At 64.7% G+C, this 12,255-nt stretch carries 16 protein-coding genes; 8 read left to right on the top strand and 8 right to left on the bottom strand.

From position 1 onward, the window contains the following. Both A2J03_RS10030 and A2J03_RS10025 read right to left on the bottom strand, forming a co-directional pair. Positions 1-698, bottom strand: a 698-nt coding sequence (locus A2J03_RS10030; protein ID WP_442971338.1) for a glycosyl hydrolase 2 galactose-binding domain-containing protein, incomplete at its 3' end; no start/stop codon positions are given. Between the two features lie 13 nt (positions 699-711). Continuing rightward, on the bottom strand, positions 712-1,737 hold the full coding sequence (locus A2J03_RS10025; RefSeq protein ID WP_231912476.1) for a DUF1839 family protein: 1,026 nt from the start codon (positions 1,735-1,737) through the stop codon (positions 712-714). Positions 1,738-2,186: 449 nt separating this feature from the next. Between A2J03_RS10025 and A2J03_RS10020 the strand changes: the two genes are divergently transcribed. Next, on the top strand, positions 2,187-3,041 hold the full coding sequence (locus A2J03_RS10020; RefSeq protein WP_231912475.1) for an endonuclease/exonuclease/phosphatase family protein: 855 nt from the start codon (positions 2,187-2,189) through the stop codon (positions 3,039-3,041). Between the two features lie 12 nt (positions 3,042-3,053). Here the strand turns inward: A2J03_RS10020 and A2J03_RS10015 are convergent, their stop codons facing one another. Beyond that, the gene (locus A2J03_RS10015; protein ID WP_068372874.1) at positions 3,054-4,415 is read right to left on the bottom strand and encodes an Hsp70 family protein; all 1,362 of its coding nucleotides are present in this window, start codon (positions 4,413-4,415) and stop codon (positions 3,054-3,056) included. A gap of 283 nt (positions 4,416-4,698) precedes the next feature. Here A2J03_RS10015 and A2J03_RS10010 point away from each other — a divergent pair, with 283 nt between their 5' ends. The 5 genes from A2J03_RS10010 (at position 4,699) to A2J03_RS09990 (ending at position 7,187) form a co-directional block, all read left to right on the top strand. Next, positions 4,699-5,202 carry an arsenate reductase/protein-tyrosine-phosphatase family protein gene (locus tag A2J03_RS10010; protein WP_082897740.1) on the top strand — a complete coding sequence of 168 codons (504 nt, stop codon included), beginning with the start codon at positions 4,699-4,701 and terminating at the stop codon, positions 5,200-5,202. A gap of 126 nt (positions 5,203-5,328) precedes the next feature. Beyond that, positions 5,329-5,547, top strand: a complete 219-nt coding sequence (locus A2J03_RS10005; RefSeq protein WP_156520306.1) for a hypothetical protein — start codon at positions 5,329-5,331, stop codon at positions 5,545-5,547. An 89-nt stretch (positions 5,548-5,636) separates the two neighbouring features. Beyond that, on the top strand, positions 5,637-6,038 hold the full coding sequence (locus A2J03_RS10000) for a hypothetical protein (protein ID WP_068372869.1): 402 nt from the start codon (positions 5,637-5,639) through the stop codon (positions 6,036-6,038). Positions 6,039-6,152: 114 nt separating this feature from the next. Beyond that, positions 6,153-6,695, top strand: a complete 543-nt coding sequence (locus A2J03_RS09995; RefSeq protein ID WP_068372884.1) for a hypothetical protein — start codon at positions 6,153-6,155, stop codon at positions 6,693-6,695. A 51-nt stretch (positions 6,696-6,746) separates the two neighbouring features. Beyond that, positions 6,747-7,187 (top strand): SRPBCC family protein, encoded by a 441-nt coding sequence (locus A2J03_RS09990; RefSeq protein WP_068372866.1) that lies wholly within the window; start codon positions 6,747-6,749, stop codon positions 7,185-7,187. 94 nt (positions 7,188-7,281) lie between these two features. Here A2J03_RS09990 and A2J03_RS09985 read toward each other — a convergent pair whose 3' ends face one another. From A2J03_RS09985 to A2J03_RS09970, 4 genes are all read right to left on the bottom strand, one after another. Next, positions 7,282-9,039 (bottom strand): ABC transporter ATP-binding protein, encoded by a 1,758-nt coding sequence (locus A2J03_RS09985; protein ID WP_068372863.1) that lies wholly within the window; start codon positions 9,037-9,039, stop codon positions 7,282-7,284. A 66-nt stretch (positions 9,040-9,105) separates the two neighbouring features. Further along, positions 9,106-10,044 carry a hypothetical protein gene (locus tag A2J03_RS09980; protein ID WP_068372860.1) on the bottom strand — a complete coding sequence of 313 codons (939 nt, stop codon included), beginning with the start codon at positions 10,042-10,044 and terminating at the stop codon, positions 9,106-9,108. A gap of 98 nt (positions 10,045-10,142) precedes the next feature. Continuing rightward, positions 10,143-10,613 (bottom strand): ATP-binding protein, encoded by a 471-nt coding sequence (locus A2J03_RS09975; RefSeq protein WP_231912474.1) that lies wholly within the window; start codon positions 10,611-10,613, stop codon positions 10,143-10,145. 21 nt (positions 10,614-10,634) lie between these two features. Continuing rightward, the gene (locus tag A2J03_RS09970; protein WP_231912473.1) at positions 10,635-11,015 is read right to left on the bottom strand and encodes an STAS domain-containing protein; all 381 of its coding nucleotides are present in this window, start codon (positions 11,013-11,015) and stop codon (positions 10,635-10,637) included. A 101-nt stretch (positions 11,016-11,116) separates the two neighbouring features. Here A2J03_RS09970 and A2J03_RS09965 point away from each other — a divergent pair, with 101 nt between their 5' ends. Both A2J03_RS09965 and A2J03_RS09960 read left to right on the top strand, forming a co-directional pair. Beyond that, complete coding sequence (locus A2J03_RS09965) at positions 11,117-11,494, top strand: fluoride efflux transporter FluC (protein WP_231912472.1); 378 nt, start codon at positions 11,117-11,119, stop codon at positions 11,492-11,494. Further along, a complete protein-coding gene (locus A2J03_RS09960) occupies positions 11,491-11,853 on the top strand; it encodes a hypothetical protein (protein ID WP_068372857.1) in 363 nt (120 codons plus the stop codon). Before A2J03_RS09965 ends, A2J03_RS09960 begins: the two co-directional genes overlap by 4 nt. Here A2J03_RS09960 and A2J03_RS09955 read toward each other — a convergent pair. Beyond that, positions 11,838-12,255, bottom strand: a 418-nt coding sequence (locus A2J03_RS09955; protein WP_068372855.1) for a YdcF family protein, incomplete at its 5' end; no start/stop codon positions are given. The two genes, A2J03_RS09960 and A2J03_RS09955, sit on opposite strands and share 16 nt — an antisense overlap.

Below are 12,255 nucleotides of genomic sequence, written 5' to 3'. Positions count from 1 at the left end.
ACCACCGAGGCATCGATCGTGTCGGCATTCGAGGGGATCGAGATTCTCTCGGTACCGACCCGCACTACGACGGATTCCGCAGGTGCCCCGAGATCGGCTCGCACTCGGACGGTCCCGTCGGTGCCCTGGACGGCCGCGTGCATTCGAATGTTGCGCACCGTCGTGCGCTGACGGAGTTCGACGGGACGCCACAGACCGATGACGGGCGGCAGCGGACCGTACACCGGCGCCCGCCCGAGGAGGGTCGTGCGTTCGTGCCGGAGCCCCTGTTGAGCCACGAGCGACGAACGCCACCGTCCGCGTGGCCGTCTCTTCTTCAGATGCGCGTCCATCGACTCGACGCGCACCGCGATATGTACGACCCCGGATCCCGCCTCGAGGTCGAGCGACACCGGCACGAACATCGAGCGAGTCCGCGCTGATTCGACGCCGCCGATCCAGATGGTCGCTCGCGTAGCGATTCCTCCGAAGGTCAGCGTCATGGCGATACCCTCGGGTGCCTCCACCGACGCCAGAAACCACCAATCCAGCGAATCCGGCTGCAGGTCACCGACACTCTTCACAGACGACACGACGGTGCCCGGCACCTGGGCGGGCTGCCACCGAGCATCGGCGGGGAGTTCGTCGGGATGGCTGTACGCGCCGGCGGGGGTCGCAGTGAGCCGCCATTCGACGCCGTCGAGGTAGTCCGTACTCACGAAGAGCAGGATGTCACAGGGCAGCCGACACGATGTTCATTGCCGCTGACCAATTGGCTGCCATGTCCGCGAGCGGCTCGTCGAGCGATACTGCGCGACCGCGAGAGGCGCGGGCCATCCGGAATTGGACGGCCTTTGCGCCTTGCGCAACCTGAAGAAAGTGCGGGACCGCGTTTTCGATGCCGTCCGCGCCACGTCCGGCGAGATACCCGACCAGGTCTGCCGCGAGTTCGGCTGTCGCGCCGCACTGCCGCAGCAGCCCGAAGGACCACAGGTGAAACGCGTCGGGTCCGGACGCTTGCACGCGGGGAATGTCGGCGACGATGCGCTGGGCGAGCCGGTCGACGGGATTCCCCGGGGCTCGTCGCGACAGGTGCGCGCGGGCCACCTCCAGATCTCGCTCCCCGACGCCGTCCGCGATGGTGTTTCGCCCGAGCCGAATCTGTTCGATGTACGGAAGGAGTACTTCCTCGTGCGGCTCGGGGGCGAGGTTGAACACTCCGTCGAAGTCGGCGCCGGACAGCTCGAAGTAGCCCCGATTGTGGAAATAGCCGAGGACCTTCTCGGCCTCGTCGACCGAGTTCGGCACGATCGTGGTCTTGGTGTGCTGGTTGCGGTAGCTGGTGCCCGCGGTGTCGGGAAGCCAGAAGCCGTCGACCTCCACCGTCAGCAGAACACCGTCGGACAATCCTTCGCGCACGTGCGCGAGAACCGGGCGCCAGACGTTCATCTCGCCGACGTCGATTCCGTACAGGGTGCGCAGGTCCTCGGATTGCATCTTGACGAAGTCCCACTGCCTGCCATCGCAGTCGGCACTGAGTACGAAGGCGAGCGCGGGCACCGGATCCGCCCCGAGAGAATGAAGAAGTTCAATCCACAGATCCACGTAGCAGTTGGTCTCGGTCCATACCCGATCGTGTGCGTGGATCGTGTGTGGCTGGTATTCCGCCGGGCGCAACGCCAGTAGGCGCTGCTCACTGGTCCTTGCCTGGGCTTCCTGGTTCCCCTGGGTGATGGTCGAGCCGATCGACATGTTCATCGCTGTGTGCCTCTCGCCGGATCACAAGCTCACGGTCCCCACGCCGAATTGCCCGCATTGCCTTGATTCAACAGCTGATTCTAACCAATCGGTTTGTTTATCGCACAATTTCGGCCGGTATGCTCGTTAGGAGATACTTCGGCTAACGATTTACCCGCCTGGTCAGGATCAACAGGAACGGCCGTCGGTATCGAGGGCATTCACACAGAGAACAGTCGCTTCCCCGACGGTAATGCTGATGTGCGGTTTGCAGGTGGCCACACTTGCAGATAGCGACTGAGCTGGGCATATGTGGAGTCTAGACAATGGATTATCGACCGAATGCCGCTTGCGGCTCGAAGCACCGGAGGCGACCACAATTGCGACGCGTCATTCGCGGAACAGCCATTGCGGTTGGTTCTGCACTCTTGTTGGCCTTGGCTGGAATGCTGGTCGCCAGACAGCACGGCGTGACGCAAATCACACTCGTTGCTCTACTCGTCGGCATGCCTTTCGCTGCACTCCCGGCGGCGTTGGCGGTAGCACTCTTCGCGGTCGCGAAGTCTCGGCTCGGCGTCGCAGTGGCCCTCGTGTTCACCGTCGTACTTGCCGTGATTCAGATTCCTGGATTCATCGCGGAGCAGCACACCGCGTCCGGCGCCGAGATCACGGTCCTGACCATCAATGCGGCGCACGGCGACGCCGACGCGGCAGCCATCGTCGACGAAGTCAGGAGCAGTGACGCAGACTTCCTCGCGGTACAGGAGCTGACCCCGAGCGAGGAAACAGACCTCACCGCCGCGGGGATCGAGGATGTGCTGCCGTACAGCTTCACCGCCGCGCTCCCTGTCGCCGACGGCACCGGGCTGTGGAGCCGGACGCCGCTCACCGACGGCCAGACACTCGCCGACTTCGGATTCGTCCCGGTACAGGCGAACACTGTCGTCGACGGCGTCGACCTGACGGTGGTGTCGTTCCATGCAATGTCGCCGGCAACTCCGCGCCACACCGTCCAATGGGCCGAGGACCTCGCGCACATGCGCAGGCTCATGGACTCCTACCCCGGGACGGTCCTCGTCGCAGGAGACTTCAATGCAACCGGAGACCACCGTCAATTCCGCCGATTGACCGAGAACGGGTTCATCGACGCCGCCGACGCGTCGGGCGCAGGCCTGTTCCGGACATTCCCGTCGTCCGGTCCGCTCGCCCGGCTCGACCACGTGGTGGCCAGCGACGACGTCGACGCCATCGAGGTGACCCCGGTATCGATTCCGAATTCCGACCACCTGGGCGTCGTTGCGCACCTGCGGTTACCGGCAGCCTGAGCGAGCGTCTGGTCAGAACCGAGGTAGCTCGAACACCGGTGGCGGCGGTAGCTGGATCTGCGGCAACTGGAAGTCGGGCAGACCCGGAATCAATGGAGGCGGAGCCGGAGCGGGCGCGGGCTCCGGAGCAGGCCTTTCGTACACCGGGGCCTCGTAGGTCTCGACAGGAGCCGGTGCCGGGGCAGGAGCCTCCACGGTGGTGGTCGGCGGGAGCGACGTGGTCGTCGTGCGCGAGGTCGTCGGCGGAGCCGTCGTCAGCGGCTGCTCGCTGTCGGCAGGAGCACTGGTGGGGTCCTCGGAACCGCCGTAGCCGAGCGTCAGACCCAGCGCTGCGACGGCAGCAAGACCACCGGCAACGAGAGCCGCGCCCCTGATCTTGCGCTTCGAGGTCACCGAGCGATCGACCGGTTCGGGGCTGAGCCACTCCGGCGCGCCGCTCAACGCCCGCGCCCCGGAGGGTGTTGCCGGCCCGTCGCGGAGAACCGACGGCGGCGTGACGGCCGGAGCGTCGCGAACCGGGGTAGCGAGAAGCGCAGCGCCCTTGGCGGCCACCGATTCCGGCTCGGCGGGAGTGACGACGGGCAGGCCCGTCCAGGAACGCAGGATCGCTTCGACGAGCGGAATCCGAGCTCCGCCGCCGATGAGGAACAGTGCATCCACGCGCTGCGGCGACCGGGTGATCACGTCACGGACGAGCCGCGCCGAGTACTCGATCGGGACAGTCACGAGAGCTTCGAACGATTCGCGGGAAATGAGGATCACACCGCTCTCGCCCGGCAGGCACACTGCGCCCGACGTCGACAGTTGTTCCTTCGCGATGCGGCACCGAGTGGTGAACTCCTCCACACCGACCGAATTCTGAAGCGCGACACCCTGCTTGGCAAGCTGGTTGTCGCAGATGAGCCGATCGAAGTCCGACCCGCTGATGTCCGTGGTGCGCTCGGCGAGAAGGACGTTGCCGGTGGCGCGATCGACGACACTGATGGTCAGACCCGAGCTACCCAGATCGTAGAGTGCGATCGTTCCGAAATCACCGATCTCGCCGGACGCTTCGAGATACGCCAAGGCCGCACGCGCCTCGGGTACCAATCGATAGTTGTGGAGACGCTGCACCGACATGGCTTGCTGGATGTCACCGAACTGTTGTTGGTCTCGATAGGCAACACCGGTGGCCTCGACACCACGATCGCCGTAGTTCTGCGCAAGAACGACGCCGATGGTTTCGGCCGCGAGTTCTTCTGCTCGATCCCGCTGGGTGTCGACGGTGTCGTGGCGAAAGTCGAGTTCACGCTCGCCGGATGTGTGCAGGCGAAGGTCGGGACGTGCCATACGGACAGCACTGGCCCCCACCGACACACCGAGAACCTCAGTCATGACCTGCCTCACTTGGACGTGCGAAGGGACTCGCCGACAGGATGTGTAACGATCCAATCTCGAAGCCCCCGCTCGGCATCACTGTAGCGTGAGCGCTGCCCAAATGCGATCACAGTTGCTTTTCCGCTAGTTCAGGATGCCTCCGGTCCGCTTGTTGCGCGTCCACACGACGTCAGCCCGGTTTGTGGGCTCTCGACGGTAGAAAGGACCGATAGTTGTCGGTTCGACACCGGGATCGCGTCAGGTTGCCGCCGAGATTTTGCCACCCACTAGTCTGGCCCGCGTGCACGTCCTCTTCGTCTGTACCGGGAACATCTGCCGCTCACCCACGGCCGAACGACTGACCGTGGCCTACGCGCGCGAACGCGGCCAGGAGTTGACGTCGTCCAGCGCGGGCACGCACGGTCTGACCGGACACCAGATGGATCCCGACGCCGCGACCGTCCTGCGTCAACTGGGCGGCGATTCCGACGGGTTCGTCGCGCGTCGCATCACCCCGAGAATCGCCGACGAGGCCGATCTCATCCTGACGATGACAGCTCGTCACCGTGATGCCGTGCTGGCAGTCGCACCGCGCAAACTCCGCACGACGTTCACTCTCCTCGAAGCCGTCGCCCTCGCCGAGGCATCCGGAGCGCGGACGATCGCCGAGATCGCCGATGCTCGCTCACGGCACACGGTCGCCGCGTTGGACATCGACGATCCGTACCGGCGTGAGCTGGAGGTGTACGAGCAGATCGGCCAGCAGATCGCCGACGCCGTGCCCAGGATCCTGCACCTACTCTGACGTTCCGCCCGTTTGTACCGCGATCGAACGACAGACCGAGCGCTGTAGTGGTGATAACGGTGACGAAGTCGGTCCGTATCGCTGTCGCACAAGACAATTCGCGCGCTGTCATGCATGATGTGCCGCATGCCGAAGTATCAGTTGCGAACCGACGACGACGAACTACTCGCCGAAGCCGAGCTGCCCACCGACAGCAAAGCCATGACATGGGCAGTACGGCAGACTACCGAACTGCGCAAGACACTCGACGGGCGACGATGGCAGGGCCACCGCCTCGTGGGCGATGTTTGGGAGCACCGTTTCGGCGGCGGACGAGGCGCGTCGACGCAGGATGCGGTTGCTTAGCTGAGCGAACACCGCGCGGTCTACGGTAACGTTCTCGCAACAGCGCCGCAGAAGCCGACGCGGCACCTCGAGAACAAGGCCGAACAACGATGCGCGACAAAGTCATCGCGATTTCGACGGTGGCAATCGCCGGAGTCGCTGTTGTAGCTGGACTGACGATTGGCGCCCTCGGCGGCGCCTTCGACGACGGAGGCGACAGGGTGCAGCCGCCGGCGTTGCGCTCGGACCTCAGCGTCGCAGTCACTGCCACGAGTTCCTCGGTGATCACCGTTCCTCCGTCGCCGACCTGGCGGGTTGCGACGCCGACCACACCGAAGCCGACCACCTCTGCAGTGACCACGACATCGTCGGAGTCGAACGAATCGACCACCAGACCTCCGCGCGGACGGACGACCACGGAAGAGTCCACCGAGTCGGACGAGCCAGCAGAGTCCGACGAGCCCGGAGCAGGGGACGACAGCTCCGAGACTCCGACGTCGACGACGCGCTGATCCGGTTCCTCTCGGCCCCTGCACTGGCCCGGCCGCCGGTCCTCCGAAGGGAGGACCGGCCTCTCGCCCGGTCGGCTGATGTGCGAGCCGCGCATCTCGCGCGAACATGCACAGATGAATGCCGTCGCAACCGTCATTGTCCTGTGTGAGCTCGGTTTCTGGGTACTGATAGCCGTCGGTCTACTCGTGCGGTACGTCCTGCGCAGGCGTCGAGCGGCGAGGTGGATCCTGGCATCGGTGCCGGTTCTGGACGTCGTGCTGATCATCGCGGTCGCGTTCGATCTGGCCAGCGGAACGCCCGTCGGCGGGGTCCACCACCTCGCGGCGTATTACCTCGGCTTCAGCGTCGGCTTCGGTCCCGCACTGATTCGCTGGGTGGACGTGCGGGTTGCCCACAGATTCTTCGGCGGTCCGGCACCTGTGAAGATCACCAAGAACACCGTCGAGTACCGCCGCTACCTGTGGGAAGACTGGTTCCGGGCCGTCGTGGCGTGTGGCATCGCTGCGCTCGTGCTACTCGTGCTCGCATTCACGGTCGCGTCGGGCGAGCAGTCTGCGGCGCTCGTGGGCAACATCGCTCCACTCGGCCTGATTCTCGGGATCTGGTTCCTCGCCGGCCCTGCGTTCGCGTCGACCGAGGCGTCGGTCCGCCCCTGAGACGAGGTCAAATATATGTGACGCCGTCAGTTACATGTACTATCGGACGCCATGCCCGTCATCGAACACTCCGCCGTCGCCGACGTCCCACGCTCGCGTGCGTTCGCGTACGTCGACGACTACCGGTCTGTGCCCAATTGGATGTTCGGCGTCCGATCGTTCGAACCCATCGGCGACATCGACCACGGACTCGACGCCCTCTACGCCGCCGAAATGCAGATCGGTCCGAAGACGCTCCGATCCACACTTCGCGTCACCGAGTGGATCGAGGGTCGATCGCTGACACTGTCCTCGGTCGAAGGTTTCTCGACGGTGTCGACATGGTCGTTCGCGGACACACCGGATGGTGGGACGAGGTTGGACGTCGACTTCGCCTACAACTTCCCGGGCGGGCTCGCCGGCCGAGCACTGGGCGCGCTGGTCGAACCGGTTGTCGGCCAGGCGATTCGGCACACCGAATCAACGTTGCGGAGGGAGCTCAGCGCGTTGTGAGCGCGGCTCCGCCCTTCACCCCTGCCTGCGGCTCCGCCGCAGTGGCACGGTTAAGTGCACGGGAAGACACTTAACCGCGCCACTGGGGACGGAGTCACCGGACACCCGCGGAATCCCCGATCCTCAACGCCTCGACCAATTCCCGGTACAGCGAATCCGACTGCAGCAGCTCCGCGTGGGTCCCCCTGGCCCGAATCCGGCCGTCCTCCATCACCAGGATCGTGTCGGCATCCAGCACGGTGGACAGCCGGTGCGCGATGGTCACGACGGCCCGGGTCGACGCGATGGACCGGATGACGTCGTGGATCGCGGCCTCGGTCCTGCCGTCCACCTGCGCGGTCGCCTCGTCGAGTAGCAGCACCTGCGGACTTCGAACGATCGCCCTCGCCAACGCAATTCGCTGACGTTGACCGCCGGAGACGGTGGACCCGACGAGATCGGTATCCAGCCCGTCCGGTAACTCCCGCACGCTTCGACCGAGATGCACCGAGTCCAATGCGCGCCAGATGTCGGCTTCCGATGCATCGGGATGTGTGAACAGGAGATTCTCTCGGACAGTCCCTGGGATTGTGGGTGTCTCCTGTTCGACGTAGGCGAGCGCGCTGCGGACATCGTCGTTGGACAGGTCTGCGTACGATGTTCCGCCGAGCAGTATTTCACCGTCGACAGGCTCGAGGAACCGCAGGATGAGCGAGAAGACGCTGGTCTTTCCCGCTCCCGACGGCCCGACGATCGCCGTGTGCCCCGCGGCGGGTACGTCGAACGAGATTTCCTCGACGGCCGGTGCGCCTCCGGGCCGGTAGCGCGCCGTCACGCCTCGGAAGCTCAGAATCGAATCGTGCACTGCTGGAACCGTATTCCCGACGGTTTCCGCCGACGTTTCGATCTCGAGTTGTTCGATCTGCCGGATTCGCGCTGCGGCCGCCATTCCGGATTGGAGTTGGGTGAAGTTCGTCGTCAACGAAGACAGCGGGTCCATCAATTGGAATGCGTAGAGCAGAAACGCAATCAGGCTGGAGACAGCGAGCGCGCCGATGCTCACGCGGTACCCACCGATGCCGAGGATCCCGATGATCGCCAGCTGGATCCCGCCGCCTGCGACCGTCCACGCCAGCGCGGACGTACGCACCGCTCGCACACTGTGTTCGGCGGAATCGCGGGCGTCGGCGATCACCCTGTCGAACTCCCGCTGCTCGGCGCGGGAGGACTTGACGGTTCGGATCGCCCGCAGCGCACCGTCCAGGCGGCCACCGAGCCTGCCCACCGATTCCTGTGCTTGCTTCTGCGCCTCCGCGATCGGCGGCATCAACTTGGCGAACATGGTGCCGAGAATTGCGATGGCGACGAAGATCGTAGCGAGAAGCACCAGGTCGAGGACTGCCATGAGGACAAGAGCGCCGATCAACGCGATGGTGCTGTTGACGATGGCCACCAGCGCGGACGACGCCGCCTCGCGAAGAAGAACCGTGTCCGAGGTGACGCGTGTGACCAACTCCCCGGTCGGCCTCGTTGCAAGGCTGCCGACAGTGGCACGAAAATACCTGCTCACCATCGACTTTCGAGCGTCGAGAACGATTCGCTCCGCGAGCGTCCCGAGCATGATCCACTGAACGTAGAGAACAGCGGATCCGATGACGAGAAGCAGCACGAGCAGGGCTACGGCACCACCGAAGGATTGCCCCGACCCGAGACCGTCGAGAACGGACTTGGTGACCATCGGCGTCGCGAGCGAAGCGCCGGTGCCGACGAGTCCGAGCAGCATGCCGAAGATCAGTGTCCGCCGGTGTGGCCGAACGAAGACCCACAGCACCCGCAGATTGGGCAGCGAAATAGCTTGGTCCGGTTCACCCATGCTCGATAGTGAATCACCGAAATCGGGAGTTCGTCGACCACCAGAACTCGACGCCGATGGGAACTTCTATTTCCGAGTGAAGCCGAACTCGCCGAACTCGGCGCCGAACTGGGTTCCGACCGGAGCCAGCTCACCGACCCACACCAGAACCCCGGTCAGGCCGTCGGGAGCGTCGACGACGATGTCGCTCCTTCCGATGCCCAGAACGCCGGAACCGAGGACACGGGTCGATGCCAACGTCCCGTTCTCCTCCGGCGGAGTCCTGATCTCGACGAGTGCTCCCGGATTCGGCGTCGCAACCCACACTGCGCCCAGGTCGGTGGGTTGTGCGAAGGAGACGAGAACACCGATACCGTTGCCGGGGTCACCGAAGGGCTCTCGATAGAGGTCGGTGGACCAGGACGTGACCGGGTCGGCGTCGACAGCCAGTACTGCCTCGTCCGCATTGTCGGGCGCGCGCACGGCTGACCACACCTGCGCCCCGGCCGGCAGTATCGGTTCGGCGGAGGGTGTCGGCGAGACGTCCGCCGTGGGAATGGCCGGGATCGCGACGACGTTCCGCACGTCACCGTAATCTCCGCCGAACATCCTGGTGGTGAGCATCCAGCCACCGATGCCCAAGACGGCGACAAGTACCGCCGATGCGGCGACGAAGGTAACGACGGAACGGTTCTGCGGGGATGTGCTTCTCGCCCCGGCCTGCACCGGATCGAACAACTCGGGTTCCGAACCGGACTCACCGACGACCACGATGAAGGGGGCGAAGTCGAAGATTCGCACGTCACCGCGGGCAGTGGCCCGGACTGCTCCTCTGAATTTGCGAACGGCATCCGCGGACGGATCTCTGGATCTGATCACGTCGACGTCAACAAGCGTCAGCGTCATCTCACGCCCTGTGTCCAGTTCGCGGGCATCCCATTGCTGAACCCACGGAGCGGACGGTCGACGGGTGAACAATCGGAATCGCCCCGCGCCCACCGACCCGGGAACCTGTGATGTGTCCATCTGAGCCTCCACCCCCGACGCCCCGAGTGTGCAGAGCGCCGCTGATGAGTGCATTGTGCTCTCTCACAAAGGACACTGTCCGGCCTTTGGGAAAGCAGTCAAGCAGGCGCGTTCCAGACCAACCGAACGGTCGTTCCCTCGTCGTCCGAGGTGACCGAGGTCGAATCGGCGAGCGCGTGCATCAACGGGACGCCTCGCCCGCGAGTCGAGTCAGGTTCGTGTACCGACCACGCCCCGCGGTCACGAATCGTCACTTCGATCCGTCCGGTCGCCGACACGTAGTTCGCGAACAAGTCGAGGGTGCCTGGCCCGTGATCGGACGCATAGGCATGCTCGACGGCGTTGGCCAGCGCCTCGTAGGTTGCGAGCACTACGTCGTACACCCGTTCTGGTGCTACCTGCAGCCCGGTGAGCCAGTGACCGAGCTCCACCCTGAGAGACGAGGCGCGCTCCGCGACAGCAGATTCGCCATCGAATATCAGGTGCATGACGTCCTCGTGAACTGTTTCGGCGTGGGGTCGGGCGGCAGCAGCCACGGCGTCTTCTCCGCCGAATGCAATTGCCATCATGAACCCGTCATACCCGAAAGCTCAGGAATTACCCGCGCCGAGCGCGGACAGCGCCTCGCCGACAGTGGCGAAGATGCCGAAGACCTCGTGCAAACCGACGAGAGTCAATGGTCGGCCGGTGGACGGCCCGTCCGCCACGACCGCAAATCCCGTCGAACCGTCGAGCTGCTGATGAGTGGAGGCAAGAAGCGACATTCCAGCCGAGGCCAGAAAGCCGACGTGGGACAGGTCGACGACAACGGCCGATGGGGCCTTGTCCAGCACCAACTTCATCGACTCCGACAGCTGCGGCGCCGTGGCCAGGTCGAGTTCTCCTGACACCGTCACGATCACGACATCGTCGCGCCACTCCACTGCCACGTCGAAATGCTGAGGGCCGAGCCCTGACTCGTCTAGCGTCACAGGTGACAACATACCCGAGTCCGACTGTATACCCGAGGCCGACTGTGATCTGCCACGGCAGAGCGTGCTGCCTCCCGTCGACTGAGGATAGGGTCTGTCATGTGGCCCCCACCCGTCTGACCGAGAGTGCGGCGGTCGCAGTCGGGGGTGCGCTCGGCGCGGTGGTGCGGTACGAGATCTGGCAGTGGCGAGACACACCGAAGTGGTTGTTGATCAACACGTTCGGCATCAATGTGGTCGGATGCCTACTTCTGGGCAGCGCTCTCGGTTATCTGTCCGGCCGGCCGGCACCGATTCCCCGGGCGGGGGTAATGGGCCTCGCGTGCGGCTTCACCACGTTCAGCTTCTACGCCCTGCAGGGCATCACCCACGACGGCGCATGGAACTCCGTGGTCTACATCGTCGTGACCCCCGTCGTCGCCGTCGCTGCGCTCGCTGCAGGCGCGCTCGTCACTCGTCCGGTGCAGCGAACTCGATGACAGTCCTCCTTCTCGTCGCGGTGGGTGGAGCGTCGGCCGCGCTGCTCCATCACCACCTAACCCGAGCTGTCAGCGACCCCAAGCGCATCCTGGTCCTGACGATCGTGACGTGCACGCTTCTGGGATTCGCGACTGCCGCGACGCCACCGCAGTGGTTCGTCGGACTTGTGTGCGCCGGATTTCTCGGGGCGCTCGCCCCGATGACGTCGATCGCACTGTTGACGGTGCTTCGAATCCGCGAGCGGCGCTACCGAAGCGGGCTGCTTTTCCTGGCCGCCGCAGTGATCGGCGGGATCGCCTGCACGATGTTCGGTTTCCTGCTGTACAGCTCGGGTCTGACGCTCTACCGCAAATTCTGACAGTCGCCCTGCACCGCGGCTTTCGCGAACCCTGCCAGCTGATACAGATAGGTGTACTCCCAATGGACGAGGGAGAAGTCGTACGCCCGAGGCACGGCCTGCATCGATACCTCGCCGCCGAAGCACTGCCCGAAGATGTACTGCGCCCTGGGCAGGTGGTAGCGCCAACTCACGACTACGACGTGGTCCCACCCTCGCTCCTGAGCAAGTTTCTGGGTGAATATCGCCTCACCACGCGTCGTACTGGGAACCGGCTTCTCGCACAGCACGCTGTACGCGTCGGTCTGCACCCCGCAGTACTTCTTCATGACGGCATCCGATCTGCCGTACGGATTGGACAGCACGACTGTGTCCGCCACGCCCTGTTCCGCGAGTTCGATGCCGTACGCCTCGCGGCCGTCG

Source organism: Rhodococcus sp. EPR-157 (assembly GCF_001647195.1).
GTDB lineage: Bacteria > Actinomycetota > Actinomycetes > Mycobacteriales > Mycobacteriaceae > Rhodococcoides.
This window is presented reverse-complemented; position numbering and strand designations above follow the sequence as displayed.

Bases quoted from the DNA above. Each gene is read 5' to 3' on its own strand.
- A2J03_RS09995 (WP_068372884.1), top strand. From the start codon at position 6,153: ATGAATGCCGTCGCAACCGTCATTGTCCTGTGTGAGCTCGGTTTCTGG.
- A2J03_RS10015 (WP_068372874.1), bottom strand. From the start codon at position 4,415: ATGACTGAGGTTCTCGGTGTGTCGGTGGGGGCCAGTGCTGTCCGTATG.
- A2J03_RS09990 (WP_068372866.1), top strand. From the start codon at position 6,747: ATGCCCGTCATCGAACACTCCGCCGTCGCCGACGTCCCACGCTCGCGT.
- A2J03_RS10000 (WP_068372869.1), top strand. From the start codon at position 5,637: ATGCGCGACAAAGTCATCGCGATTTCGACGGTGGCAATCGCCGGAGTC.
- A2J03_RS10025 (WP_231912476.1), bottom strand. From the start codon at position 1,737: ATGAACATGTCGATCGGCTCGACCATCACCCAGGGGAACCAGGAAGCC.
- A2J03_RS09960 (WP_068372857.1), top strand. From the start codon at position 11,491: ATGACAGTCCTCCTTCTCGTCGCGGTGGGTGGAGCGTCGGCCGCGCTG.
- A2J03_RS09980 (WP_068372860.1), bottom strand. From the start codon at position 10,044: ATGGACACATCACAGGTTCCCGGGTCGGTGGGCGCGGGGCGATTCCGA.
- A2J03_RS10005 (WP_156520306.1), top strand. From the start codon at position 5,329: ATGCCGAAGTATCAGTTGCGAACCGACGACGACGAACTACTCGCCGAA.
- A2J03_RS09985 (WP_068372863.1), bottom strand. From the start codon at position 9,039: ATGGGTGAACCGGACCAAGCTATTTCGCTGCCCAATCTGCGGGTGCTG.
- A2J03_RS09975 (WP_231912474.1), bottom strand. From the start codon at position 10,613: ATGATGGCAATTGCATTCGGCGGAGAAGACGCCGTGGCTGCTGCCGCC.